24 protein-coding genes, 1 tRNA gene and 1 other RNA gene are annotated in these 25,857 nt (G+C 39.5%); 20 read left to right on the top strand and 6 right to left on the bottom strand.

Annotated elements, in window-relative coordinates; all coding sequences use genetic code 11:
• The first annotated feature begins 19 nt into the window (after positions 1–19).
• Positions 20–274, top strand: coding sequence for an HPr family phosphocarrier protein (locus tag AC2YJL_RS21560; protein ID WP_013059708.1), 255 nt, complete (start codon positions 20–22; stop codon positions 272–274).
• A gap of 33 nt (positions 275–307) precedes the next feature.
• On the opposite strand, the gene clpP is transcribed toward AC2YJL_RS21560, so the two are convergent.
• Positions 308–895, bottom strand: coding sequence for an ATP-dependent Clp endopeptidase proteolytic subunit ClpP (gene clpP / locus AC2YJL_RS21555; protein ID WP_013059707.1), 588 nt, complete (start codon positions 893–895; stop codon positions 308–310).
• Between the two features lie 220 nt (positions 896–1,115).
• Here clpP and AC2YJL_RS21550 point away from each other — a divergent pair.
• The 15 genes from AC2YJL_RS21550 (at position 1,116) to ssrA (ending at position 16,361) form a co-directional block, all read left to right on the top strand.
• Positions 1,116–1,187 (top strand) — tRNA-Arg (locus AC2YJL_RS21550).
• A gap of 201 nt (positions 1,188–1,388) precedes the next feature.
• Positions 1,389–2,063, top strand: coding sequence for a hypothetical protein (locus AC2YJL_RS21545; RefSeq protein WP_195695726.1), 675 nt, complete (start codon positions 1,389–1,391; stop codon positions 2,061–2,063).
• A gap of 285 nt (positions 2,064–2,348) precedes the next feature.
• Positions 2,349–3,659, top strand: a complete 1,311-nt coding sequence (gene rpoN, locus AC2YJL_RS21540; protein WP_251568960.1) for an RNA polymerase factor sigma-54 — start codon at positions 2,349–2,351, stop codon at positions 3,657–3,659.
• 12 nt (positions 3,660–3,671) lie between these two features.
• The gene (locus AC2YJL_RS21535) at positions 3,672–3,920 is read left to right on the top strand and encodes a glutaredoxin family protein (protein ID WP_195695728.1); all 249 of its coding nucleotides are present in this window, start codon (positions 3,672–3,674) and stop codon (positions 3,918–3,920) included.
• 133 nt (positions 3,921–4,053) lie between these two features.
• Entirely contained in the window at positions 4,054–5,082 is a 1,029-nt protein-coding gene (locus AC2YJL_RS21530; protein ID WP_013085386.1) for a sugar-binding transcriptional regulator, read from the top strand.
• 45 nt (positions 5,083–5,127) lie between these two features.
• Positions 5,128–6,135: a type I glyceraldehyde-3-phosphate dehydrogenase gene (gap, locus tag AC2YJL_RS21525; RefSeq protein ID WP_098658961.1), complete on the top strand. Its 1,008-nt coding sequence runs from the start codon at positions 5,128–5,130 to the stop codon at positions 6,133–6,135.
• Positions 6,136–6,444: 309 nt separating this feature from the next.
• Entirely contained in the window at positions 6,445–7,629 is a 1,185-nt protein-coding gene (locus AC2YJL_RS21520) for a phosphoglycerate kinase (protein ID WP_013059701.1), read from the top strand.
• A 175-nt stretch (positions 7,630–7,804) separates the two neighbouring features.
• Positions 7,805–8,560 carry a triose-phosphate isomerase gene (gene tpiA / locus AC2YJL_RS21515; protein ID WP_013059700.1) on the top strand — a complete coding sequence of 252 codons (756 nt, stop codon included), beginning with the start codon at positions 7,805–7,807 and terminating at the stop codon, positions 8,558–8,560.
• Positions 8,560–10,092 (top strand): 2,3-bisphosphoglycerate-independent phosphoglycerate mutase, encoded by a 1,533-nt coding sequence (gpmI, locus tag AC2YJL_RS21510; protein WP_195695729.1) that lies wholly within the window; start codon positions 8,560–8,562, stop codon positions 10,090–10,092. Before tpiA ends, gpmI begins: the two co-directional genes overlap by 1 nt.
• A 24-nt stretch (positions 10,093–10,116) precedes the next feature.
• Entirely contained in the window at positions 10,117–11,412 is a 1,296-nt protein-coding gene (eno, locus tag AC2YJL_RS21505; RefSeq protein WP_195695730.1) for a phosphopyruvate hydratase, read from the top strand.
• Between the two features lie 208 nt (positions 11,413–11,620).
• Entirely contained in the window at positions 11,621–11,854 is a 234-nt protein-coding gene (gene secG / locus AC2YJL_RS21500) for a preprotein translocase subunit SecG (protein ID WP_013059697.1), read from the top strand.
• Between the two features lie 267 nt (positions 11,855–12,121).
• Positions 12,122–12,862, top strand: coding sequence for an alpha/beta hydrolase (locus AC2YJL_RS21495; RefSeq protein ID WP_013059696.1), 741 nt, complete (start codon positions 12,122–12,124; stop codon positions 12,860–12,862).
• 38 nt (positions 12,863–12,900) lie between these two features.
• Positions 12,901–15,243: a ribonuclease R gene (gene rnr, locus AC2YJL_RS21490; RefSeq protein ID WP_013059695.1), complete on the top strand. Its 2,343-nt coding sequence runs from the start codon at positions 12,901–12,903 to the stop codon at positions 15,241–15,243.
• A 151-nt stretch (positions 15,244–15,394) separates the two neighbouring features.
• The gene (smpB, locus tag AC2YJL_RS21485; RefSeq protein WP_013059694.1) at positions 15,395–15,862 is read left to right on the top strand and encodes an SsrA-binding protein SmpB; all 468 of its coding nucleotides are present in this window, start codon (positions 15,395–15,397) and stop codon (positions 15,860–15,862) included.
• Positions 15,863–15,999: 137 nt separating this feature from the next.
• Positions 16,000–16,361: a transfer-messenger RNA gene (gene ssrA, locus AC2YJL_RS21480) on the top strand.
• Positions 16,362–16,491: 130 nt separating this feature from the next.
• Here ssrA and modB read toward each other — a convergent pair.
• The 4 genes from modB to fdhF all read right to left on the bottom strand — a co-directional run bounded on the left by modB (position 16,492) and on the right by fdhF (position 21,508).
• A complete protein-coding gene (modB, locus tag AC2YJL_RS21475; protein WP_195695731.1) occupies positions 16,492–17,148 on the bottom strand; it encodes a molybdate ABC transporter permease subunit in 657 nt (218 codons plus the stop codon).
• Between the two features lie 7 nt (positions 17,149–17,155).
• The gene (gene modA / locus AC2YJL_RS21470; protein ID WP_230933780.1) at positions 17,156–17,953 is read right to left on the bottom strand and encodes a molybdate ABC transporter substrate-binding protein; all 798 of its coding nucleotides are present in this window, start codon (positions 17,951–17,953) and stop codon (positions 17,156–17,158) included.
• Between the two features lie 124 nt (positions 17,954–18,077).
• Entirely contained in the window at positions 18,078–18,557 is a 480-nt protein-coding gene (locus AC2YJL_RS21465) for a helical membrane plugin domain-containing protein (protein WP_369361648.1), read from the bottom strand.
• A gap of 11 nt (positions 18,558–18,568) precedes the next feature.
• Complete coding sequence (gene fdhF, locus AC2YJL_RS21460; RefSeq protein WP_230933778.1) at positions 18,569–21,508, bottom strand: formate dehydrogenase subunit alpha; 2,940 nt, start codon at positions 21,506–21,508, stop codon at positions 18,569–18,571.
• A 364-nt stretch (positions 21,509–21,872) separates the two neighbouring features.
• Here fdhF and AC2YJL_RS21455 point away from each other — a divergent pair, with 364 nt between their 5' ends.
• The 3 genes from AC2YJL_RS21455 to moaA all read left to right on the top strand — a co-directional run bounded on the left by AC2YJL_RS21455 (position 21,873) and on the right by moaA (position 24,093).
• Positions 21,873–22,217: a Na-translocating system protein MpsC family protein gene (locus tag AC2YJL_RS21455; RefSeq protein ID WP_013085380.1), complete on the top strand. Its 345-nt coding sequence runs from the start codon at positions 21,873–21,875 to the stop codon at positions 22,215–22,217.
• A 66-nt stretch (positions 22,218–22,283) separates the two neighbouring features.
• The gene (gene fdhD, locus AC2YJL_RS21450; protein ID WP_372586393.1) at positions 22,284–23,030 is read left to right on the top strand and encodes a formate dehydrogenase accessory sulfurtransferase FdhD; all 747 of its coding nucleotides are present in this window, start codon (positions 22,284–22,286) and stop codon (positions 23,028–23,030) included.
• Between the two features lie 46 nt (positions 23,031–23,076).
• Positions 23,077–24,093 carry a GTP 3',8-cyclase MoaA gene (gene moaA / locus AC2YJL_RS21445; RefSeq protein ID WP_230933777.1) on the top strand — a complete coding sequence of 339 codons (1,017 nt, stop codon included), beginning with the start codon at positions 23,077–23,079 and terminating at the stop codon, positions 24,091–24,093.
• 12 nt (positions 24,094–24,105) lie between these two features.
• On the opposite strand, the gene mobA is transcribed toward moaA, so the two are convergent.
• The gene (gene mobA, locus AC2YJL_RS21440) at positions 24,106–24,675 is read right to left on the bottom strand and encodes a molybdenum cofactor guanylyltransferase (RefSeq protein WP_230933776.1); all 570 of its coding nucleotides are present in this window, start codon (positions 24,673–24,675) and stop codon (positions 24,106–24,108) included.
• Positions 24,676–24,836: 161 nt separating this feature from the next.
• Between mobA and AC2YJL_RS21435 the strand changes: the two genes are divergently transcribed.
• Entirely contained in the window at positions 24,837–25,853 is a 1,017-nt protein-coding gene (locus tag AC2YJL_RS21435) for a molybdopterin-synthase adenylyltransferase MoeB (protein ID WP_195695736.1), read from the top strand.
• The last annotated feature ends 4 nt before the right edge of the window (positions 25,854–25,857 follow it).

Genomic DNA, 25,857 nt, shown 5'->3' with positions numbered 1-25,857 from the left:
CAAGGGGGAGGATTTTATCATGGAAAAACAAGTAGAAGTAAAATTAAAAACGGGATTACAAGCTCGTGTTGCGGCACTGTTTGTGCAAGAAGCAACTCGTTTTACATCGGATGTGTACTTGAAGAAAGATGAGAAAGTAGTCAACGCTAAAAGTATCATGGGGTTAATGAGCTTAGCGATTAATAATGGTTCTCTCATTACGCTCATTGTTGAAGGGGTAGATGAAAAAGAAGCAATGGATGCGTTAGTAGCTTACGTAGAGAACGATGCATAAAAAAGCCTTTCCCGCAGGGGGAAAGGCTTTTTTTTATTTAGGGTCGTTTTCTAATACTTTGTCAATTAGACCGTATTCTAAAGCGCGTTCAGCAGTCATGAAATTATCACGATCTGTATCACGTTGTAGCACTTCTAACGGTTGACCTGTACGCTCAGCTAAAATTGAATTTAGTTTTTCGCGTAAGAATAGAATACGTTTTGCCGCAATTTCGATTTCAGTAGCTTGTCCTTGAGCACCACCAAGAGGTTGATGAATCATTACTTCGCTGTTTGGAAGAGCAAAACGTTTGCCCTTTTCACCAGCAGCCAGTAAGAAAGCACCCATTGATGCAGCCATACCGATACAAATTGTAGAAACTTTTGGCTTAATGAATTGCATCGTATCGTAGATAGCCATTCCAGCTGTAATAGAGCCACCTGGACTGTTGATATAAAGTGAGATATCTTTTTCTGGGTCTTCAGCAGCTAAGAATAGAAGCTGAGAAACGATTGAGTTAGCTACATTATCGTCAATAGCACTACCTAAAATAATAATGCGGTCTTTTAATAAACGTGAATAAATGTCATAAGCACGTTCACCACGGTTTGTTTGTTCAATAACTGTAGGAATTAAGTTCATATTAAATTCCTCCTTAACAAGAATAATTTGTTATGTACCTATAATACACGTATGGTCAATAAAGGTCAAACAAAAGAACCTCTACTACACATATTCGCTTAAAACACTATGTATTCCTCTTTGACATTATTAAAATTTTTCCCCCTTCTAAAAAAAATAAACGTAGTATTCTATTGAAAAGAGAAGTTTTCTCTCCTATAATGGAAGTTGTGACAAATATGCCCTCGTAGTGTAGTGGATAGCACAAGAGATTCCGGTTCTCTTAGGGTGGGTTCGAATCCTGTCGAGGGCGTCTTAAAACGTTGCGGATTACGCAACGTTTTTTATTTTGAGTAAAAAGGCTCATCTTCTCAAAAAATAATATTTATTTTCCTCCTATAACCCTTTATACGCGTAAGGAAGCAAGAAATTAATTCCATTGTACCGGTTGCGGAATTTGTCAGAATACTATAAAACAGTATATAAGGAAAAGAAAAACGGAGGAGGAATAAATATGAAATATATGAACAAACTTTTCATTGTCAGTGCATCGGTAGCACTATTGCTGTCTGCATGCGGGACGAACGACGATGCTGCTCAGCCGAAGTCTAATGATCAAGCAGAAAATGTTCAGCAAGATAAGGCTTCTAAATCTGATCAAACATCAGGCGCTGCAAAAGAAGATTCGAAAAAAGATGCGGATTCTTCCGAGGTCTCAGCCAAACCTTCAGGAAGTCAATCGTCAACTAGCAAAACAGCGGAAGATGGACAGTCAACGTCTTTTTCAGAAACAAAACTAACAAAAAGCCCAGAACAAGATTATTCTATTCAAGTAATGGACGGTTATAAACTAACGGGTGAAGAACCAGGAAAAGATGCGTTAGTATTAACTTCAGATGATTCTCAATTTATGCGTATCGAAATGCTTTCATCAGAAGCATCGATGGACGACGCTGCTCAATCTGTTAAACAAACGGCAACAGCAGTTAATAAAAATGCAGCAGAGAAAAAGAATCTTGAAGAGAATGGAATCTTCAAAGATTCTGTTTGGTATGAAGCCACATCTGGCGATCATACGGTAAACGCTGTGTTGGTTAAAGGAAAGAAACCAATGAAGCTAACCATCTTCACGAAAAACAATGAAGAAAACCTGGATAAGTTTATGCAAATGGCACAGACCATTCAATAAGTAACTCTTCTATTATTATACACATGCAGAAAATTCGACATGACGAAGAAAACGTCATGTCGGATTATTACTCGGATCATGCGGTCGGTGCGAATTATAATGAAAAGTTATAAAGGTGCATAGCTCTATTACTTTTTTGATGGTTAGTAATTAAAAATAGGATGAACCGCTTCGTTAACAAAGGTTGACGGAGATTTTTTGATGAAAAAATTACATATAAAAAATAGTTACATGCTCTTTGAAAGCGTTTTTATAGTAAAATAGATGAAGGGGAGGGGAGAAATAATGGAGATTGGATTATTTCAGCAGCAGTCGTTAAAGCTGACGATGTCAAAAGAATTATCACAAGCTATTTCTCTTTTACAATATTCATCGATGGATATTGTAGCGTTTTTACATGAGCAGGCGCTTCAAAATCCGCTTATAGATTTTTCAGAGCTGCCCGTCTATACATCTCACAATCAAAAAAATCATGCAACTTCTGATTCAACAGATTATATGAGCAGTATACCAGCTCCTAAAGAAACGCTGTACGAACATTTAATGAATCAATCCGCATTATTAAAATTAGATGAATGTGAGCAGGCAGCCGTTGAGTTTGTTATTAATAGCCTGGATGATGCTGGCTATTTGCATGATGAGTTAATTATACTTGCTAACCAGCTTGGCCAAGGTCAAGAGCAGGTTGAGAAGGCTCTCCAGCTTGTGCAGCAGATGGACCCGGCAGGAGTAGGGGCGAGAAGTTTACAAGAGTGCTTAATGCTTCAATTAAAAAGAAGTAATCAATGGACAGAAAAAATAGAGCAAATTTTGACACATCATTTTGAGGAATTTGCGTATAAAAAATGGATGAAAATCTCAAAGTTATGTCAAATCTCACTTGAAGCTCTTCAACAATTACATGAACAGATTAAGAAATTAAATCCTCGTCCTGGATCGTTTTATATGAAGTCCAATGAACGATTCATTGTACCGGATTTTATTGTAAAAATTGAAGATGGAAATGTCGTTGCTTATGCAAATGAGGATTTGGAACCTCGTCTTTCAGTGAATGAACAATACAAACTTCAGCTGAAAAATAGGCAGAACCAAGAAATGTTTTCTTATTTGCAAGAGAAATATCGTGAATTTCAGTGGATTATGAAAAGTTTACACACACGCAAAGATACATTAAACGCATTAATAAATACCTTACTCGTTGAACAAGAAGCCTTTTTTAAAAAGGGTCCTTCGTATTTGAAGCCGTTAACAATGAAGGAAGTAGCGGAACAAACGTCTGTGCATGAATCAACGATTAGCCGTGCTACTCGGCACAAATATATTCAAACGCCTTTTGGCACCTTTTCAATGAAATCTTTTTTCTCAACTAGTATTCAACTGGGCAACAACGAAGCGACTTCTACAACTCACGTAAAAGAACTGCTTAAAAAGCTAGTAGCAGAAGAAAACAAACAGCGTCCGCTTTCAGATCAGCAGTTGGCTAACGTTTTGCAAAGCAATTATAACGTTACTATTTCAAGAAGAACGGTAGCCAAATATCGAGATCAATTAAACGTTCTGCCATCCAGTCAACGAAAACTTTTTGTCACGCAGTAAAGGAGTGGGAATGTGGAAGTCGTACTGTATACCAAAAATGGCTGTCACTTATGCGATGATGCAAAGAAGCTGCTTGCAGAGCTGCAGTCGGAGTTTCCCTTTCAGCTTATTGAACGAGATATTTACAAAAACGATGAGTGGCTGGAAAAGTATCACCTTGCCATTCCCGTGGTAGAAATGGATGAAGAAGAAGTGGAATATGGAAAAATAACAGGTATTCCATTAAGAAAACGCTTACTTTTAAAAATAGGCAACACATGAGTTGAATAAAGGATTCACTCCTGTTAGAATAGATTTTGTAGCAGGGTGAATTTTTTTTGCGCAAGGTGGGACATAATATGTCTATACGGGACAAAAAATGTCCAGCGAGTTTATGCCTTAAGGGGATTTTAACATGCGTTCTTTAATAGAAGTACAACGAAAATTATTACCTGAACTTCTCTCAGTTATGCAAAAGCGCTATCAAATCTTGCAATACATACGTTTAATGCAGCCGATTGGCCGCAGAAACTTAGCTGTAAGCCTTGGGCTAACAGAGCGTGTGTTACGAAGCGAAGTAACATTCTTAAAAGAACAAGATTTGATTGACATTTACCCTAGTGGAATGACGCTTACAAATGAGGGAGAACTCCTTCTGGCTGAATTAGAAGAAGTAATGAAGGAAGTTTCAGGACTTCGATTATTGGAAACAACATTAAAAGAGGCGTTTTCTTTATCAGAAGTTGTTGTTGTATCTGGAGATAGTGATCAGTCTCCTTGGGTCAAAAATGAAATGGGTCGAGCATCTGTTTCGTGTATCAAGGAGCGCCTTGTTGGTAAAAAAAATACCGTTGCTGTTACAGGTGGTACCACGCTTGCCGCCGTTGCTGAAATGATGACACCTGATTTAAAACACCCTGATGTACTTTTTGTACCTGCTCGCGGAGGGCTAGGTGAAAATGTACAAAACCAAGCAAATACGATTTGTGCTAAGATGGCTGAAAAGTCCATGAGTCACTATCGCTTGCTTCATGTTCCAGATCAGCTTAGTGATGAAGCATACCGATCTATTATCGGTGAACCATCTATTAAAGACATGCTTCATTTAATTAAGTCCGCTGGTATGGTTGTTCACGGAATAGGAGACGCTATGACAATGGCAGAACGCCGTAAAACACCACAAGCAGACTTAGAAAAAGTGAAAAATGGACATGCTGTAGGTGAGGCATTTGGATACTATTTTAATCATCAAGGCGAAGTTGTTCATAAAGTTAAAACAGTTGGCATACAACTCGATGATTTAAAGAACAATAAATGTGTTATTGCTGTTGCAGGAGGTTCATCAAAAGCGAAGGCAATTAAAGCGTTTATGCAACAAGCGCACGATTCGATTCTCATTACAGATGAAGGCGCCGCAAAAGAGTTAGTAAGGGATTTTAATTAATCCCTCATATAAAAAATACTTTTTACATTCAAGGAGGAAATACCCATGTCAGTAAAAATTGGTATTAACGGATTTGGTCGTATCGGCCGTAATGTATTCCGCGCAGCTTTAAAAAATGATAACGTTGAAGTAGTAGCAATCAACGACTTAACAGATGCTAACATGCTTGCTCACCTTTTAAAATATGATTCTGTACACGGAAAATTAGATGCAGAAGTAGTAGTAGATGGTAGCAACTTAGTAGTAAACGGTAAAACAATCGAAATCTCTGCTGAACGTGACCCAGCTCAATTATCTTGGGGCAAACAAGGCGTAGAAATCGTTGTTGAATCTACTGGATTCTTCACAAAACGCGCTGACGCTGCGAAACACTTAGAAGCAGGAGCTAAAAAAGTAATCATCTCTGCTCCAGCATCTGACGAAGATATCACAATCGTAATGGGTGTTAACGAAGACAAATACGATGCGGCTAACCACAACGTAATTTCAAACGCTTCTTGTACAACTAACTGCTTAGCGCCATTTGCTAAAGTGTTAAATGACAAGTTCGGTCTTAAACGCGGAATGATGACAACAGTTCACTCTTACACAAACGACCAACAAATCTTAGACTTACCACACAAAGATTACCGTCGTGCTCGTGCAGCTGCTGAAAACATCATCCCAACTTCAACTGGTGCTGCTAAAGCTGTATCTCTAGTATTACCTGAATTAAAAGGTAAATTAAACGGTGGAGCTATGCGTGTTCCAACTCCAAACGTTTCTTTAGTAGACTTAGTTGCTGAACTTGACAAAGAAGTAACTGTTGAAGATGTAAACAACGCTCTTAAAGAAGCTGCTGAAGGCGATCTTAAAGGCATCCTTGGTTACAGCGAAGAGCCACTAGTATCTGGTGACTACAATGGTAACATCAACTCTTCTACAATCGATGCATTATCTACAATGGTAATGGAAGGTAACATGGTTAAAGTTATCTCTTGGTACGATAACGAGAGCGGATATTCTAACCGTGTAGTAGACCTTGCTCAATACATCGCTGCTAAAGGACTATAAGAATAACTTAAAATTCGCTTCTATTTTATTCAATAAGACAGAAATCGACTAGACTTTCCTTTTTTATTGGATATCTGAAAATAGAACGACTATAATAAGACTTGCTAAGGAAGAGAGGGGCATACCCCCTCTTCCTTGATTTATGTATTGGCTTCTACATGAAAAAGCGTCATAAGCAGCTAACTGGAGTTTCACTTTATATAGAAAGGCGCCAATATATAAAATGAAATCTACGGTGGCTTGTGGATTGATGATTACATAGAAGCCTACTTGCTTAGTACCATAAATACTTAAGGAGGCCTTTTAACGATGAACAAAAAAACGTTGAAAGACATCGATGTAAAAGGAAAGCGAGTATTTTGTCGCGTAGACTTTAACGTACCAATGAAAGACGGAAAAGTAACAGACGAAACTCGTATTCGTGCAGCTATTCCTACTATTCAATATTTAGTAGAACAAGGTGCAAAAGTAATTTTAGCTAGCCATCTTGGACGTCCAAAAGGCGAAGTTGTTGAAGAGTTACGTCTAAATGCTGTTGCAGAACGTTTACAAGCTCTTCTTGGTAAAGACGTTGCAAAAGCTGACGAAGCTTTTGGCGAAGAAGTAAAGAAAACAATCGACGGCATGAGCGAAGGCGATGTTTTAGTACTTGAAAACGTACGTTTTTACCCAGGTGAAGAGAAAAACGATCCTGAATTAGCAAAAGCATTTGCTGAATTAGCAGACGTGTACGTAAACGATGCATTCGGTGCAGCTCACCGTGCGCATGCTTCAACAGAAGGAATTGCACAACATATTCCAGCAGTAGCAGGTTTCTTAATGGAAAAAGAGCTTGATGTGCTTTCAAAAGCATTATCAAACCCAGAACGTCCATTTACTGCAATCGTTGGTGGAGCAAAAGTTAAAGACAAAATCGGTGTAATTGACCACTTGCTTGATAAAGTAGATAATTTAATCATCGGTGGAGGACTTTCTTACACATTTATTAAGGCACTAGGCCATGAAGTAGGTAAATCACTTCTTGAAGAAGACAAGATTGAACTTGCAAAATCTTTCATGGAAAAAGCTAAGAAAAACGGAGTAAACTTCTACATGCCAGTGGACGTGGTAGTAGCAGATGACTTCTCAAATGATGCTAATATTCAAGTTGTATCAATTGAAGATATTCCAAGCGATTGGGAAGGCTTAGACGCAGGACCGAAAACGCGTGAAATCTATGCTGACGTAATCAAAAACTCTAAGTTAGTTATTTGGAATGGACCAATGGGTGTATTTGAATTAGACGCATTTGCTAACGGAACAAAAGCAGTAGCAGAAGCTTTAGCAGAAGCAACTGACACATATTCAGTAATCGGCGGAGGAGACTCTGCAGCAGCTGTTGAAAAATTCAACTTAGCTGATAAAATGAGCCATATTTCTACAGGTGGCGGTGCGTCACTAGAGTTTATGGAAGGTAAAGAACTTCCAGGCGTAGTTGCATTAAACGATAAGTAAGTTTATGTTTCAGTAAGACGGAGGACCGACCTGACGACTGATAATATAAAAAATTATCAAGCAGCGAAGATGGATGACCAAGAGATAAAAGGGACCGAATCACTTTTAACAGCACCCTCTTGGACATCTGACGCGTGAAGGGAAAACCCACAATAAACAAAGGACGGTGTTATACATGCGTAAACCAATTATTGCAGGAAACTGGAAAATGAACAAAGTACTTTCTGAAGCAACTAGCTTTGTTGAAGAAGTAAAAGGAGCAGTACCATCTCCTGAAAGCGTAGAATCAGTAGTATGTGCACCTGCACTATTTTTAGATCGTTTAGTAGAAGCGACTAAAGGCACAGACTTAAAAATTGGTGCACAAAACATGCACTTTGAAGAAAACGGTGCGTTCACTGGAGAAGTGAGCCCTGTTGCTTTAGCAGACTTAGGTGTGAACTATGTCATTTTAGGACACTCTGAGCGTCGTGAAATGTTTGCTGAAACGGACGAAACAGTAAACCAAAAAACAATTGCTGCATTCAAACACGGTTTAACACCAATCGTTTGCTGCGGTGAAACAAACGAAGAGTACGAACAAGATCAAACAAAAACAGTTGTAGCTAATCAAGTACAAAAAGCATTAGCTGGTCTAACTGATGAGCAAGTAAAACAAACGGTTATCGCATATGAGCCAATCTGGGCAATCGGTACAGGTAAATCTTCAACTGCTGAAGGTGCAAACGAAGTTTGTGCATACATCCGTAGCGTTGTTGCAGAACAATTCTCTCAAGATGTTGCAGATGCTGTACGTATTCAATACGGCGGTAGCGTAAAACCTGCTAATATCAAAGAATATATGTCTCAATCAGACATTGACGGAGCTTTAGTAGGTGGAGCAAGCTTAGAAGCAGATTCTTTCTTACAGCTTTTGGAGGCTGGTAAGTAATGAGTAAAAAGCCAGTAGCATTAATCATCTTAGATGGTTTTGCATTACGCGATGAAGATAAAGGTAATGCGGTAACACATGCAAAAAAACCAAACTTCGACCGTTTCTGGAACGAGTATCCTCATGCTACACTTCAGGCGTCTGGAGAAGCTGTAGGCTTACCAGAAGGCCAAATGGGTAACTCTGAAGTAGGTCACTTAAACATCGGCGCAGGCCGAATTGTGTACCAAAGCTTAACTCGTGTAAACGTAGCAATTCGTGAAGGCGAGTTTGAACAAAACGAAACGCTTCTAGCAGCTGTAAAGCACGCAAAAGAAAAGGGCACAAACCTTCATCTTTTCGGGCTTTTATCTGATGGCGGTGTACACAGTCATATCGAACATCTATATGCATTATTGCGTCTAGCTAAGAGTGAAGGCTTAGAAAAAGTCTACATTCATGGCTTCTTAGATGGTCGTGACGTAGCACCTCAATCTGCTGAAACGTATTTAAAAGAACTTAATGAAAAAATTGAAGAGTACGGCGTTGGTGAAATTGCAACACTTTCAGGACGTTACTACTCAATGGACCGCGACAAACGCTGGGAGCGCGTAGAGAAATCATACCGCGCAATGGTGTACGGCGAAGGTCCATCATATACAAGCGCTGAAGAGTGCGTAAAAGATTCGTATGAAAATGGAATCTATGACGAATTCGTTTTACCTTCTGTTATTACAAAAGAAGACGGATCGCCAGTTGCGACAATTCAAGACGAAGATGCAGTTATTTTCTACAACTTCCGTCCAGATCGCGCAATTCAAATTTCAAATACGTTCGCAAACGAAGATTTCCGTTCATTTGATCGCGGTGAAAAACATCCGAAAAACTTACATTTTGTATGTTTAACTCACTTTAGCGAAACAGTTGACGGATATGTAGCCTTTAAGCCAAATAACTTAGATAACACGCTTGGTGAAGTATTATCTCAAAATAACTTAAAGCAGCTTCGTATTGCCGAGACAGAAAAATATCCTCACGTAACGTTCTTTATGAGCGGTGGACGTGAAGCAGAGTTTCCTGGTGAAACACGTATCTTAATCGATTCACCAAAAGTAGCAACATATGACTTGAAACCTGAGATGAGTGCTTATGAAGTGACGGACGCGTTGCTTGCAGAAATCGAAGGCGATAAGCAAGACGCTATTTTATTAAACTTTGCAAATCCTGATATGGTAGGCCATTCAGGTATGTTAGAACCAACGGTAAAAGCGATTGAAACAGTAGATGAGTGCTTAGGCAAAATCGTAGATGCAATTTTAGCTAAAGGCGGTACAGCAATCATCACAGCAGACCATGGTAATGCTGATGAAGTGATTACGCTTGAAGGTAATCCAATGACGGCTCATACAACGAATCCTGTTCCAGTAATCGTAACCAAACAAGGCTTAGAGCTTCGTGAAGACGGTATTCTAGGAGATCTAGCTCCTACAATGCTTACTCTTCTAGAGGTAGCACAGCCAAAAGAAATGACAGGTAAAACATTAATTAAATAATTAATTATAAAGGAGAGTTTTAAAATGCCAGCAATTCTTGACATTTATGCACGCGAAGTATTAGATTCTCGCGGTAACCCAACAGTTGAAGTTGAAGTATATACTGAATCAGGCGCTTTCGGACGCGCTTTAGTACCAAGTGGTGCTTCTACTGGTGAATACGAAGCAGTAGAATTACGCGATGGTGACAAATCTCGCTACCTAGGTAAAGGTGTATTAAAAGCAGTAGAAAACGTAAACGAAATTATCGCTCCTGAATTAGTAGGTATGGACGTAACTGATCAAATCGGTATCGACCGCCTTATGATCGAGTTAGACGGTACTGAAAACAAAGGTAAATTAGGTGCCAACGCTATTCTTGGTGTATCTATGGCAGTAGCTCACGCAGCAGCTGATTTCGTAGGTCTTCCATTATACCGTTACCTTGGTGGATTCAACGCTAAGCAATTACCAACTCCAATGATGAACATCATCAACGGTGGTTCTCATGCTGATAACAACGTTGACTTCCAAGAATTCATGATCTTACCTGTAGGAGCTCCTACATTCAAAGAAGCAATCCGTATGGGTGCTGAAGTATTCCACGCGTTAAAATCTGTTTTAGCTGCTAAAGGCTTAAACACAGCTGTAGGTGACGAAGGTGGTTTCGCTCCTAACTTAGGTTCTAACCGTGAAGCATTAGAAGTAATCGTAGAAGCAATCACAAAAGCTGGTTACGAAGCTGGTAAAGACATCCAATTAGGTATGGACGTAGCTTCTTCTGAGTTCTTCAACAAAGAAACTGGTAAATATGATTTAGCAGGCGAAGGCCGTACAGGCGTAACTTCTGCTGAAATGGTAGATTTCTACGAGCAGTTAGTTAACGAATTCCCAATCGTTTCAATCGAAGACGGTTTAGACGAAAATGACTGGGATGGTCACAAGCTATTAACTGAGCGCATTGGCGGAAAAGTACAGCTTGTTGGTGACGATCTATTCGTAACAAACACGAAAAAACTTGCTCAAGGTATCGAACAAGGCGTAGGTAACTCTATCCTTATCAAAGTTAACCAAATCGGTACATTAACTGAAACGTTCGAAGCTATCGAAATGGCTAAACGTGCTGGTTACACAGCAGTAGTTTCTCACCGTTCTGGTGAAACTGAAGATGCAACAATCGCTGATATCGCTGTTGCAACAAACGCTGGTCAAATCAAAACTGGTTCTATGAGCCGTACAGATCGTATTGCGAAATACAACCAATTACTACGCATCGAAGACGAGCTAGGTGTTTTAGCTGTATACGATGGCGCTAAATCTTTCTACAACTTAAAAAAATAAGTTGAAAGTATAAAAAACGGATGACGATTGTCATCCGTTTTTTTACGTTAAAATCCGGTGTATTTCACTGCCATTACTTGTACGAGAGGGTTTTTTATGATAAATTAACCTTAGCGTAGTGCGCGTACTTTATCCCCGGTAATGCCAATCAGAAGGGATGAAGAAACCCCGCTGATTGACTATTACTTGGTGTAGGAGGTGTGTCTTAGTGCATACATTGCTGATTACTTTGCTAGTGATTGTTTCAATTGCTTTGATTGTTGTGGTCGTTTTACAATCAAGTAAAACTACTGGATTATCTGGAGCTATTTCCGGTGGAGCTGAAACGTTATTTGGGAAACAAAAAGCACGTGGAATTGACTTAGTTTTACACCGTTTGACAGTAGTGTTATCTATCTTATTCTTTGTGTTAACACTTGCTGTATCTTATTTCAAACTTTAATATGTTACTGGATAGACTGCCACCTAATGCATATGTACTTGGTGTATACCAACTTATGTATTAGGTGGTTTTTTAATGGGCGTGTTGAATACTTTAATTTCATTTTTAAGTAATGATATAATATACTTTTAGAAAAAAGTACTAAATATAGTATAAAAGCGTAAAAGTGGACGGCCACATCTCTTGTTATGTGATGACCGTCACATAAATACATGTTTTTTTCTATTAGGACTGCAGATATTATAACTAAAAGGAGTTAAATGATATATGAAAATTGCACAACCAAAGCCATTTACATTTGAAGGCGGCGAAAAAGCTGTTTTATTACTTCATGGTTTTACCGGAAATTCTGCTGACGTTCGTATGTTAGGTCGTTTTTTAGAGAAAAAAGGATACACATGCCACGCACCTCATTACAAAGGACATGGCGTAGCCCCTGAAGAACTTGTTCATACTGGTCCAAAAGATTGGTGGAAAGATGTCATGGACGGCTATGAGTTTTTGAAAAGCAAAGGTCATGAAAGTATTGCCGCTGTAGGTCTTTCACTAGGTGGCGTATTTTCACTGAAATTAGGTTACACTGTACCTATAAAGGGTATTGTGCCTATGTGCGCCCCTATGTATATAAAGAGTGAAGAAGTCATGTATGAAGGTGTTTTAGCGTATGCACGCGAATATAAAAAGCGTGAAGGTAAATCGTCTGAACAGATTGAACAAGAAATGGAAGAGTTCAAGCAAACACCAATGAACACATTAAAGTCTTTACAGGAATTAATCGCTGAAGTGCGAAATTCAGTTGATATGATTTATGCACCGACATTTGTTGTACAAGGTCGTCATGATCATATGATTAATACAGACAGCGCCAATATTATTTATAATAGCGTCGAGTCTCCTACAAAAGATATAAAATGGTACGAAGAATCTGGTCATACCATTACCTTTGATAAAGAGCGTGATCAGCTTCACGAGGATGTATATGCATTTTTGGAATCACTTGATTGGTGATAGAGATAATACGAATAAAGAAAAAGGAGGGACATGATGTGAAAGAAGAAAATCAGCCCTATATAAATGAAATATTGGATTTTATGAAAAGGGATAATTACAAACCTTTGACTGTCCAAGAGCTTGCAAAAGAATTTAATACTGAGGATGCAGAGTCATTCAAAGAGTTTGTGAAGGCACTTGTTATTATGGAAGAGAAGGGTTTAATTATCCGAGCAAGAAACGATCGCTACGGGCTGCCGGAACAAATGAATTTTGTCAAAGGGAAAGTAAGCGGACATGCAAAAGGGTTTGCGTTCGTAGTTCCTGAAGAAAAAGATGCGGGTGATGTATTTATTCCCCCTACTGAAACAAACAATGCTATGCACGGAGATATTGTGCTTGCAAGAGTGTCATCAGAATCATCAGGTGCTCGTCGTGAAGGAACCATTGTAAAAATCTTAGAACGAGGTACCCAGCAAATTGTAGGTACGTATACGCAAAGCAAAAATTTTGGCTTTGTGATTGCGGATGACAAAAAAATTGCAGGTGATATCTTTATTCCCAAAGCAGCAAGAAACGGTGCAGTTGAAGGCCATAAAGTAGTAGTAGAACTGACAACCTATCCGGAAGGCCGCATGAACGCAGAAGGAAAAGTGGTTCAAATTCTTGGACATAAAAACGATCCGGGTATTGATATCATTTCTGTTATCCATAAGCACGGTCTTCCTCAAGAATTTCCTGCTGATGCTTTAACACAAGCAATTGATACACCTGAAACGATTGACGAAAAAGATATCGGCAACCGCCGCGATCTTCGTGATCAAGTTATTGTAACCATTGACGGAGCAGATGCAAAAGATTTGGATGACGCCGTAACGGTTACAGAGCTTGAAAATGGAAACTACAAATTAGGCGTCCATATTGCAGATGTAAGTCACTACGTTAAAGAAGGTTCTCCGATTGATGTAGAAGCAGCAGAGCGCGGAACAAGCGTCTATTTAGTAGACCGAGTTATTCCGATGATTCCTCACCGTTTATCTAATGGAATTTGCTCATTAAATCCAAAAGTTAACCGTTTTACGCTTTCTTGTGAGATGGAAATCGATCCACAGGGTGAAGTAGTAAAACATGAGATTTTTGAAAGTGTCATCAAAACGACAGAACGAATGACGTATTCAGACGTTAACAAAATCTTAGTGGATAAAGACGAAGAAGTGTTAGAACGCTACGAGCCAATCGTTCCGATGTTTGAGCGTATGGAAAAGCTGGCAGCTATTCTTCGTAAAAAAAGAATGGATCGCGGTGCCATTGATTTTGATTTCAAAGAAGCAAAAGTATTAGTAGACGATGATGGCCATCCCCACGATGTTATTTTGCGTGAACGTTCGGTTGCTGAAAAGCTAATCGAAGAATTTATGCTAGCGGCGAATGAAACAGTAGCAGAACATTTTCACTGGATGAACGTACCGTTCATTTATCGTATTCATGAAGATCCAGATGCAGAGAAGCTTACTCGTTTCTTAGAGTTCATTACAAACTTTGGTTACACGGTGAAAGGAACAGGAAACGATATTCATCCGCGTGCGCTACAGGATATTTTAGAAGAAGTAAAAGGTACGCCTGAAGAGATGGTTATTTCAACTGTTATGCTTCGTTCGATGAAACAAGCGAAATATGAAGCAGAAAGTTTAGGCCACTTTGGTTTATCAGCTGAGTTCTATACGCATTTTACGTCTCCAATCCGTCGTTATCCGGATTTAATCGTTCATCGTCTCATTCGCACGTATTTAATTGAAGGAAAAACAGATCAGCAAACGCAAGAAAAATGGCGCGAGCTTCTGCCTGATGTTGCTGAGCATTCTTCTAATATGGAACGTCGTTCAGTTGACGCTGAGCGAGAAACGGACGATATGAAAAAAGCTGAGTTTATGGCTGATAAAGTTGGGGAAGTATTTAATGGTATTATTAGCTCTGTTACTAACTTCGGAATGTTCGTGGAGCTAGAAAATACGATTGAAGGTTTAGTTCACGTCAGTGACTTAACAGATGACTATTATCGTTACGACGAGCGTCACTATGCGATGATTGGAGAGAAAACGGGTAATGTCTTCCGAATTGGAGACGAAATTGAAGTGAAAGTTGCCGATGTGAATAAAGACGAGCGTTCAGTTGATTTTATTATTGTAGGAATGAAAGAAAGTCGCAAACGCTTATCTAAAGACCGTCCTAAAGTGATTAAAGCAAAACAAAAGTCACGCAAAGATGATAAAGGAAAAGGTCGCGAGGGCAGCCGAAGCAAAAATGAAGAGTGGTCTACTCAAAAGCCAAAGAAGAAAAAGAAAAAGAGATTCTTCGAGGGTGCCCCAAACGTTAAGCGCAAAAAGAAAAAGCGCAAATAATCGAAATCGACAGCAGTGAAGCAGAAGGGTATTCCTTCTGCTTCAAAACAGCTCCATTAAACGTTTTAGTTGTTGTTTAGATTTCCATACAGTAAAATGATACATAATATCATACATATACGTAAGTACGGCTGAAGGGAAGGAACGTTTTATGCCAAAAGGTGAAGGGAAATTAATTGCACAAAACAAAAAAGCCCGCCACGACTTTTTTATTGAAGAAACATATGAGACGGGTATTGTTCTACAAGGAACGGAAATAAAATCAATTCGTAATGGGCGTGTAAATTTAAAGGACTCTTTTGCTCGTGTGCAAAACGGAGAAGTATTTCTACACAATATGCACGTTAGTCCTTACGAACAAGGAAATCGATACAATCATGAGCCGTTGCGTACACGAAAGTTATTGCTGCATAAGCGTGAAATCAGCAAGCTAATTGGCTATTCAAAAGAAACGGGTTATTCATTAGTTCCTTTAAAAGTGTATTTAAAAAATGGATACGCAAAGGTTTTACTAGGGCTTGGTAAGGGTAAAAAGAAATATGACAAGCGTGAAGACTTGAAGCGAAAAGAAGCGAAGCGCGATATCGAACGAGCATTTCGTGATCGTCAAAAGATGTAACATTACAAAATCTTACAATTGCAAAATGCTCATTTTGTGATATAATAAGTATTGTTATCAGTTAGATTTCATTTTGCACACTGAAGTCGCTATCTGATGTAAGATTTTTTCTTACACATTCCGACTCCCTTTTATATGGGGACGTTACGGATTCGACAGGGGTAGTTCGAGCTTAGGTTGCGAGTCGAGGAGATGGCCTCGTTAAAACATCAACGCCAATAATAACTGGCAAATCTAACAATAACTTCGCTTTAGCTGCATAATAGTAGCTTAGCGGTTCCTCCCTCCATCGCCCATGTGGTAGGGTAAGGGACTCACTTTAAGTGGGCTACGCCGGAGTTCGCCGTCTGAGGACGAAGGAAGAGAATAATCAGACTAGCGACTGGGACGCCTGTTGGTAGGCAGAACAGCTCGCGAATGATTAATATGCCAACTACACTCGTAGACGCTTAAGTGGCGATATTTCTGGACGTGGGTTCGACTCCCACCGTCTCCACCAATACATATTGTATGGTGGTTTACCTTACTTATAACAGGAGTTAATCAAATGTATGTTCTGCATTTGATTAGCTCCTTTTTAATTTATGATGTATGTAAAAAGGATGTCTCTTACACAAAGAGACATCCTTTTACTTTTGTTTAAGCTGAACAAAAAGCAGCATAAGAAAGGAAAGAAAGACGATTGAAATAACCCATAGCCAAGCGAGATTCATGTTTCCAGAGTCAATCGCTACGTAGATAGCGGTAGGAACAGTTTGTGTTTCACCTGGAATATTACCAGCAAACATCAAAGTGGCTCCAAACTCTCCGAGTGCTCTTGCCAGACTTAGCACTCCTCCTGTTACGATGGCTTTAGAAGCTAAAGGGATGGAAATAAAGAAAAAGACTGTCCATTCGCTTGCACCATCTACTCGAGCTGCGTCTTCAATTTCGTAATCTACGCCTTGAAAGCCTGTTTTGGCAGATTGATACATAAGCGGAAACGCAACGACAACGGATGCAATAACAGCCGCCCACCATGTGAAAATAACAGGTTGTTGAAAGACCCATTCAATTGCCCGGCCGAGCAGGCTCTGTTTCCCGAATATGACAATCAATAAAAATCCAACAACGGACGGAGGGAGCACCAACGGGAGCATTAACGCCGTTTCAATCATCACTTTTCCCTTAAAGTGTTTCCTGGATAACAGTTTTCCTATAACAGTGCCTAAAATAATAACGACAAATCCTGCTACTAATGCAATTTTAAGCGATAGCTGAAGAGGAGATAAAAATTCTTGAATCATAGCGGCCTCAATTTGCAGTGAAACCGTATTTCTTTAAAGTGTCAAGAGCCGTCTTACTTTGTAAAAATTGATAAAAAGCTTTTGCTTCTTGTGGATGTTTCGAATCCTTAATAACGCCTAAAGGATATACAATTGGTTTGTGAGTGCTATTCTCTGCAGTAGCGACAATCTTCACCTTTTTTGAAATCAAGGCATCGGTTTTATAAACCACCCCAGCTTCAACGTTTCCTGTCTCCACATAGGAAAGTACCTGGCGTACGTCTTTCGCATAGACGGTTTTTGGCTCAATGTTTTTCCAGAGGTTCATGTGCTCAAAAGTCTCTTTCGCATACTGTCCGGCAGGAACGGATTCTGGTATTCCAAGTGCAATTTTTTGAACAGTCGGCTTTGATAGATCTTCAAAATTTGTGATAGCAGACGTATTATTCTTTGGCACGATAAGCACAAGGTCATTGCCAACCAAGTCAGTACCATTTTTCTTGGAGATAGCTCCTGCTTTTACTAGTGCATCAAACTTGTCTTCCGCGGCTGAAAAAAATAAATCAACAGGTGCGCCGTTTGTAATTTGCTGCTGCAGCGACCCTGAAGCTCCAAAATTAAATTTTAAGTCTATATTTGGATGCTTTTTTTCATATTGCTTTTGAATATCAGTGAGCGCATCTTTTAAGCTGGCCGCAGCGGATATCGTTAAGCTGATGTTTTTGTGCTGAGCTGCGGATTGATCTGTATTTGTTTCGTTCGAACAAGCAGCAGTAAACATAATTAAAAATAATAGTGCGAATAAAGGTTTAAAGTATTGTTGCATCGTGTCACCTCAATTAGTTGTAGTAAAGCAATTTAGTATAACTATATCACGTTCATTTAAAATTTGACTTCCTAAAAAGAAAACAGCGACTTGAAAGGGGAAAACTTTCAAGTCGCTGCTTCATTTATTCTTCCAACGCTTTGCCCATTCCTTTTAAAAAGTGAAGCCCAAATCCAATTGCACGATTGACATCTGGATCGTTTAGCGCTTTTATAAGAGCTAATGCACTTATTTTTTTTCCTGTTTTTACATATTCATTCGCTTCGTTCATACCAGCCGTTGCGCTATTTACAAGTTTAGCGGTTACCTCTGGATCTGCCTTCATCAAACCGCTGCTTGCACCCATAAGAGTATTAATTAAATTGGTTACCGGTTCTCTGGAAATTTGATCAAGCGCAATTTTTGAGATTTTTTCTTTTGCTTGAATCATTGAATCAGCAGCTTCAAGAACACCCATGTCGTTAAGTTCGCCAACAATACCGAGAATACGGTTCAACGCTTCTTCATTATCTGCCAGCAGAGAAGTTAAATCTTCTAATTTTTGTTGTTTTTCTTCTTCCTCGCTTAGAAGAGGTTTCTTAATTTCTGTAATAGGTTGTGCCATCTTTTCTCCTCCTATTTACTTGTTAAATGGACGTAGCCAGGACGGTTCCATTTACGCTGAACCTCGACCCCATTTTGAGGATGACGTTTTTTATTACGCGGATTTGTAGACGGTAAAGGCGTTTCGCCACCTTTACTTAATACTTCCATCCGTACTTTTGTTTGTTTGTAAGCCGGCGTATTTGTTCGTTGGTCGACTGCAGGTCCCGTCAAGAAGTTAATAGCCGAATCTTTATGAACAGAGTGCATTGGAAGATACAGTTCATTTGCTTTTACTCGCTCTGTAATTAATGCCTGTACTTTTACTGCTCCAAACGGTGAGATTAATCTGACAAGCGAACCTTCTTTAATTTCACGCTCCTTGGCAAGCTGAGGTGAAATTTCTACAAATACTTCTGGTACTTTTGATTGGATGCCGCTCGATTTATTAGTCATATTCCCTTCGTGAAAATGTTCTAACATTCTTCCATTATTAATGTGTAGATCATATTCTTCTGGGAATTCGGCAGGAAGTACCCAATGTGATAAAGCAAAGCGCGCTTTTTTATCTGGGAAATTAAATCCATCGACGTAAAGTAACGGCGTGCTTTTTCCCTCTAAGCTCCCCCATAAGAAGCTATTCCAGCCTTCAAGGTTTTCGTAGCTGGCTTGGCTGAATAGGGGTGATAGACTAGCCATTTCTGCAAAGATATCACCAGGATGTGTATACGTCCAGTTCGCGCCTAAGCGGTTGGCAATCTCTTGAACAATCCACCAATCAGGCTTTGAGTCACCGAGCGTTGGTAATGCTTGATACAATCTTTGGACACGTCGCTCCGTATTGGTAAACGTTCCGTCTTTTTCAAGAGAAGGAACAGCAGGGAGTACAACATCAGCATATTGAGCCGTTCTCGAAAGGAAAATGTCTTGGACGACAAAAAAATCTAAATTTGATAATATTTCGTGTACGTGGTTAGCATTTGAATCAACAAGAGCCATATCTTCTCCGACAAGGTACATGGCCTTCATTTTTCCTTCATCAATTGAATGCAGCATTTGAATATTATCAAGCCCTGGCTTGTCTTTAATTTTTACACCGTATGCTTTTTCAAATTTCGCTCGGGCGACTGAGTCTGTGACGTGCTGATAGCCTGGAAGCCAAGCAGGAAGAGTCCCCATATCACATGCTCCTTGGACGTTATTGTGGCCTCGGAGCGGATAAGCACCTGCTCCAGGGCGTCGATAGTTTCCAGTAGCAAGCAACAGGTTTGAGATAGCTGCTGATGTATCAGAGCCTCCCGTATTTTGCGTTACGCCCATGCCCCACAGCACACAGGTTCCATCGGCGTCTCGAATCATTTCAGCTATTTGAATGAGCGTTGCTGCTGGAATACCCGTGATTTGTTCAGCATATTCAAGCGTGTACTTTTCAAGCAAAGAGTTAAAGTCTTCAAAATAGTTGACGTTTTCTTGGATGAATTTTTCATTGTGCCATCCTTGGTCAATCATGTATTTTGTTACAGCCATTAGCCATACTTGGTCCGTACCTTGCTTTGGACTGATAAAAATGTCAGAGCGTTCAGCCATTTCGTTTTTGCGCAAATCCGCGACGATTAGTTTTTGGTCATGAAGTTTGTGCGCGCGTTTGATACGAGTTGCTAATACAGGGTGACCTTCAGCAGGGTTAGCTCCAACGATGATAACCAGTCCAGCTTTTGCGATGTCTTTTATCGTGCCGGCATCGCCTCCCATTCCCACTGTTCGGAATAATCCATCAGTTGCAGGAGACTGACAGTAGCGAGAGCAGTTGTCTACGTCATTTGTTTCAAACATTTGGCGAGCCAGCTTTTGAATAACATAGTTTTCTTCGTTTGTAATCTTGGAAGAAGAGATAAAACCAACTGATCCATGTCCATACTGCTGATTGATAGAGCTTAACCTGCTTGCTACTAAGTCGAGGGCTTCTTCCCATGACGACTCTACAAATGCGCCATTTTTTCGGATTAAAGGCTTAGTAATACGTTTTTCAGAGTTTACAAAATCCCAGCCGAATTTTCCTTTCACACAGGTTGAAATAGCATTTGCGGGAGCATCAGAGCTAGGCTGAACTTTAAGGATTTCACGACCTTTTGTCCAAACTTCAAATGAACATCCCACTCCACAAAATGTACAGACAGTTTTTGTTTTTTTTGTGCGTGTTTCGCGCATAGCTGCTTCTACTTCTGAAACAGCAAAAATTCCGCTGTATCCAGGTTCTACTTCTTTAACTAAATCAATCATTGGATTTAAAACGTCTTTTGGAAGTCCAGTCATAAATCCAGCTTCTCCAAGCATGGATTTTTCCATTAATGCATTACAAGGGCATACTGTTACACATTGACCGCAGCTCACACAAGAAGATTCATTGATTGCTACACCGTCATCCCAGAGAACGCGGGGGCGTTTCGCTTCCCAGTCGATAGAGAGTGTTTCATTAACTTGAAGATTTTGACAAACCTCTACGCATTGTCCACAAGCAATGCATTGATTAGGGTCATAACGGTAGAAGGGATGAGACATATCGACTTCATTCTCTGAGGCCTTTGGCGTATAGGGGTATTTTTGATGTTCAATCTCCATCATTTCGGCTGTGTTATGTAATTTACAGTTTCCATTGTTATTATCGCAAACGGTGCAGTATAGCAAATGATTCTCTAATAAACGATCCATTGCTTCCGTCTGTGCCGCTTTTGCGGGTGCTGATTGTAATTCAATCTTCATGCCGTTTTCAGCTTTGGTAGAACAAGAACGAACTAACTCGCCATTCATTTCAACAATACATGTGTCACAAGTTTGAATAGGATCCACTTCAGGCACATAGCAAATCTGAGGGTGCTCAATACTTTGCTGATTAATAATTTCGAGTATAGTAGAGCCTGAAGCTGCCTTGTATTCGTTGCCATTTATATGAACAGTGATGGTTTCACGACTCATTTGTTTTCCTCCTTTATATAAAAACAAAAAACCACCATGAATACACACGCCTAATCAAATAAGGGAAGTGCAATCATGGTGGAATAGTTTACTAGCAGGTCTTACTAATATGCCAATCCGGCCCATTTATATCGTTAAGAAAAAGTGATAGAGTAATAACAATTCATTATTATTATTCCATCTCGGTTATTTATAATTATATCGCTACGTTTTTAAATGCACAACTTTTTTAAATACCCAACTCTCTTCAAAAGTTTTGCTGCAAAGATTTTAGGCTTTTATTTTTTGAAGTGTTGATTTATGATAAAAAAACTGTAGGAATAAAATGCACAATTTAATTTTAATCGGTGGGAGAGCGTTGATTATGTCAAAAACTATTCATGAATTTAATGATATTATTCGGAAGCTTCGAAAAGATTTATTTGGAAAAGGACCGGAAAGAATACATACGGTTTTTGTTGAAAATATGGCTGTCTCAACACTGTATGGAAATTTAACTCCGACAGAAACATTTATTGCAAGCACTGCTGAAGGATGTGACATGGTTCATCTAGCTCGAACAAAAATGATCCAAGATGTATATGCATCGAATCCGCCGGAAGGGCTAGAAGAATTGGTAGGAGCAAAGTTGGTTAATTTATTTTCAGATATGAAAATAAAAGAAAATATAGCGGTTTCCGTATTCGTTTTTGATAAAAACATTATTTGAAAAAGGAGACATCACATGAACTCGACCGTTAAGAAGCGTACAGTTCTTAGATTTAAAAATGGTCAAATGGAAAGCGTAGAAGATAAAATCGTAACGGAGTTTCCTGTGACTGTGAAAATTAATGAGGAAGAGTTTGTCACGATGGTATGTAGCCCACAATACATTGAAGATATGGTCATTGGCTATTTAGCATCTGAAGGGGTTATTCGAGCATATAAAGACATTAAAAACATATGGGTTCAAGAAAAAGAAGGGTATGTTCATGTTACAATAGATAAATTAAACCCGTATTTTCAAAACCTTCAAAATAAACGATATATCACGTCTTGCTGCGGGGCGAGCAGACAAGGGTTTGTCTTTATAAATGATGCGCTGACTGCTAAAAAAATGAATGATATATCGGTAGAACTTTCAATTAAGGATTGTTTTCAATTGATGAATAAGCTGCAGCAATCTGCTGCTACGTTTCAAGAAACGGGTGGCGTTCATAACGCTGCTATTTGTGATAAAAATGGCTTTATGCTTAGCAGAATGGATATTGGCAGGCATAATGCTCTAGATAAACTATACGGGTATTGCTTAAAACACCATATTTCAATTAGAGATAAAGTAGTCGTTTTCAGCGGCCGTATTTCGTCAGAAATTTTGTTGAAAGTAGCGAAGATCGGGTGTGAAGTGGTTCTTTCAAAATCTGCTCCGACTGAACTTGCTTTAAATCTAGCAGAAGAATTGGGAATTACAACGGTAGGGTTTATTCGAAATGATTCGTTGAATATTTATACATGCCCGGAAAGAATTTTAAAAGAGAGTTAATCTGCTGTGGAGAAGCTGACAGCTAGAGAGAGGAGAGATGAGGCAGATGTCATACGCTATAGTTGATACTTTAAAGCGTCCTTTACGAGACTTGCGTTTGTCAGTAACAGATCGCTGTAACTTTCGCTGTCGATATTGTATGCCTGAAGAAATTTTTGGGGCAGACTATCCATTTTTACCTGCCGAAAACATTCTTTCGTTTGATGAATTAGAGAGACTCACTAGATTATTCGCATCGCTAGGAGTAAAAAAAGTGCGTATAACGGGAGGAGAGCCGCTGCTAAGAAAAGGCTTGCCAGATCTAATCAATCGTCTGAAGCAAATTGAGGGTATAGATGATATTGCGATAACAACAAACGGCTCACTGTTAAAGAAGCATGCAGAAGCCTTATCAAAAGCGGGATTATCAAGAGTGACCGTTAGCTTAGACTCACTTGATGAAGTGAGATTTCAAGAGCTGAATGGAAACCGAGGAAGCGTAAAACGAGTATTAGAAGGAATAGAAGCAGCAGCTCTTGTGGGGATTTCAGTCAAAATAAACATGGTTGTTCAAAAAGGTAAGAATGAGCAAGATATTCTTCCGATGGCCCAATATTTTAAAGACAAAAAACATACGCTGCGTTTTATTGAATATATGGATGTTGGAAATGCAAACGGATGGAAAATGGATGAGGTTATAACAAAGAAACAAATTCTGGATATAATTGGACAAGAAATGCCTCTTGAAGAAATTCCACCTCATTATACGGGGGAAGTAGCCACCAGGTATCGATACGTCGGGACAGAAGAGGAAATTGGTATCATTTCATCTGTCACAGATTCATTCTGTTCCACTTGTTCACGCGCAAGAGTATCGGCTGAAGGAAAGCTCTATACCTGTTTGTTCGCGTCAAAAGGATATGACCTCCGCAAACTGATACGATCAGAAGCATCTGATCATACTGTTTGTGACACGATTTCTGATATCTGGAATCATCGGAAAGATCGTTACTCAGCCGAACGAGCTAACGGAAGACAGGTCCAAGGCGCTGAAAAAGTGGAAATGTCCCATATTGGTGGATAATTCAAAAAAGCTTTATACGTGCCAATCACTGCGATGATTCACATTTATAAAAGTGGGATCTTCTGCTGAAAAAGGCACGCGAAGGACGTTTGTCTGATTCAATAATTGCGTAAGCCTTCTTTCACCTTGTGTAACGAGTTGTTCAATAAGAGGAAGCGTTCTACGGTGATAGATTGCTAGAAGCGGGTGAATGTGATCAGGCTGAACAGGAAGAACAATGTCAGGTGAGTCCGTTTGAGTCAGTGTGATCATGTGATGAACAAACTCAGCATTAATAAAAGGAATATCGCAAGAAAGAATAAAGAACCATTCAGCGCAGCAATCGATGGCAGTTAAAGCGTGATGAATTGCATATAAAGGTCCTTGATACGGGCATTTTTCAACTGCAAATGCCACATCCTTTCTTTGAAAATAAGGGAGTAAATCTTGGTTGGTAGACACCAGTATAGGTGTGACGTGATTGTCTTTTAATGCATCTATACTATATTCGTAAAATGATTTCTTGTTATAGGTTTCAAACATTTTTGGTTGACCGTAGCGAGAAGATTTTCCTCCTGCTAATACAATGCCGGCAATGGACATTTATTAAATACCTCCATCAAAATATATTTGTATATTTATGCAAAAAAGCCTCCGTGAAGCAGCGTAGCTTTATGTGTATAATAGCATGTTTTTAAAGAAATATCTTTGACGAAGGAATAGACAGTGAAGTCAGAGATTGAATGAGAAAGGGAGAGAAAAGAGTGACAGAACGTTATTCACGTCAGCAGCTTTTCCAGCCCGTTGGAAACAAAGGGCAGCAGCAAATTAGAAATAAGCATGTTTTAGTTGTAGGTGCAGGGGCTCTAGGCAGCGCTAGCGCCGAAGCCCTCGTGCGTGCTGGAATTGGAAAATTGACTCTTGTAGATCGTGATTATGTGGAATGGAGTAATCTACAGCGTCAGCAGCTTTATACAGAACAAGATGCGCAAAACAAACTACCTAAAGCTGTAGCAGCAAAAAATCGTTTGCGTCAAATAAACACGGAAGTAAAGATTGAAGCGCTGGTGATGGATGCTCAGCCTGCTAATTTAGAAAATATCGTCCAAACAGCTGATGTGATTATCGATGCGACAGACAACTTCGACATCCGTTTTATTTTAAATGATTTGTCACATAAGCATGAAGTTCCTTGGATATACGGCTCATGTGTAGGGAGTTATGGCGCCACTTATACCGTTATCCCCAATGTAACCCCTTGTCTGCACTGCATATTAAAAAAAGTGCCTGTCGGAGGAGCAACCTGTGAGACAGCAGGAATTATCAGTCCCGCTGTTCAAATCGTGGCAGCCTATCAAATAACCGAAGCATTAAAAATTTTAGTCGAAGATGTTGAAGCTTTGCGCCACACATTTCTAACCTTTGACGTCTGGAATAATCAGCATGCTGAATTTAAGACGGGCAAAATGAAAAGTGATAAATGTTCTTCTTGCGGATCGACTCGAACATATCCGTACCTAGCGTATGAAAATCAGCTTAAAACAGAAGTTCTGTGCGGCAGAGAGACGGTTCAAATCAGACCTTCGCAGCGTCATTTGTACAACTTCGATGAATTGGAAAACCGGTTAAAAAAACAGGGGAAAGTGGACCGCAATCCATACCTTCTCTCATGTCAGCTTCCAGAGCAGCGCTTTGTAATTTTTCAAGATGGCCGTGTATTTATTCATGGAACGAATGATATTCAATTTGCGAAAAGCTTATATTATCGTTTACTAGGATGAGTAA

This window comes from Priestia sp. SRI_019, assembly GCF_057586255.1.
This window is presented reverse-complemented; position numbering and strand designations above follow the sequence as displayed.

Excerpts from the sequence above, each read along its gene's own strand:
- AC2YJL_RS21560 (WP_013059708.1), top strand. The coding sequence starts at position 20 with ATGGAAAAACAAGTAGAAGTAAAATTAAAAACGGGATTACAAGCTCGT.
- clpP (WP_013059707.1), bottom strand. The coding sequence starts at position 895 with ATGAACTTAATTCCTACAGTTATTGAACAAACAAACCGTGGTGAACGT.
- AC2YJL_RS21545 (WP_195695726.1), top strand. The coding sequence starts at position 1,389 with ATGAAATATATGAACAAACTTTTCATTGTCAGTGCATCGGTAGCACTA.
- rpoN (WP_251568960.1), top strand. The coding sequence starts at position 2,349 with ATGGAGATTGGATTATTTCAGCAGCAGTCGTTAAAGCTGACGATGTCA.
- AC2YJL_RS21530 (WP_013085386.1), top strand. The coding sequence starts at position 4,054 with ATGCGTTCTTTAATAGAAGTACAACGAAAATTATTACCTGAACTTCTC.
- gap (WP_098658961.1), top strand. The coding sequence starts at position 5,128 with ATGTCAGTAAAAATTGGTATTAACGGATTTGGTCGTATCGGCCGTAAT.
- AC2YJL_RS21520 (WP_013059701.1), top strand. The coding sequence starts at position 6,445 with ATGAACAAAAAAACGTTGAAAGACATCGATGTAAAAGGAAAGCGAGTA.
- tpiA (WP_013059700.1), top strand. The coding sequence starts at position 7,805 with ATGCGTAAACCAATTATTGCAGGAAACTGGAAAATGAACAAAGTACTT.
- gpmI (WP_195695729.1), top strand. The coding sequence starts at position 8,560 with ATGAGTAAAAAGCCAGTAGCATTAATCATCTTAGATGGTTTTGCATTA.
- eno (WP_195695730.1), top strand. The coding sequence starts at position 10,117 with ATGCCAGCAATTCTTGACATTTATGCACGCGAAGTATTAGATTCTCGC.
- AC2YJL_RS21495 (WP_013059696.1), top strand. The coding sequence starts at position 12,122 with ATGAAAATTGCACAACCAAAGCCATTTACATTTGAAGGCGGCGAAAAA.
- smpB (WP_013059694.1), top strand. The coding sequence starts at position 15,395 with ATGCCAAAAGGTGAAGGGAAATTAATTGCACAAAACAAAAAAGCCCGC.
- modB (WP_195695731.1), bottom strand. The coding sequence starts at position 17,148 with ATGATTCAAGAATTTTTATCTCCTCTTCAGCTATCGCTTAAAATTGCA.
- modA (WP_230933780.1), bottom strand. The coding sequence starts at position 17,953 with ATGCAACAATACTTTAAACCTTTATTCGCACTATTATTTTTAATTATG.
- AC2YJL_RS21465 (WP_369361648.1), bottom strand. The coding sequence starts at position 18,557 with ATGGCACAACCTATTACAGAAATTAAGAAACCTCTTCTAAGCGAGGAA.
- fdhF (WP_230933778.1), bottom strand. The coding sequence starts at position 21,508 with ATGAGTCGTGAAACCATCACTGTTCATATAAATGGCAACGAATACAAG.
- AC2YJL_RS21455 (WP_013085380.1), top strand. The coding sequence starts at position 21,873 with ATGTCAAAAACTATTCATGAATTTAATGATATTATTCGGAAGCTTCGA.
- fdhD (WP_372586393.1), top strand. The coding sequence starts at position 22,284 with ATGGAAAGCGTAGAAGATAAAATCGTAACGGAGTTTCCTGTGACTGTG.
- moaA (WP_230933777.1), top strand. The coding sequence starts at position 23,077 with ATGTCATACGCTATAGTTGATACTTTAAAGCGTCCTTTACGAGACTTG.
- mobA (WP_230933776.1), bottom strand. The coding sequence starts at position 24,675 with ATGTCCATTGCCGGCATTGTATTAGCAGGAGGAAAATCTTCTCGCTAC.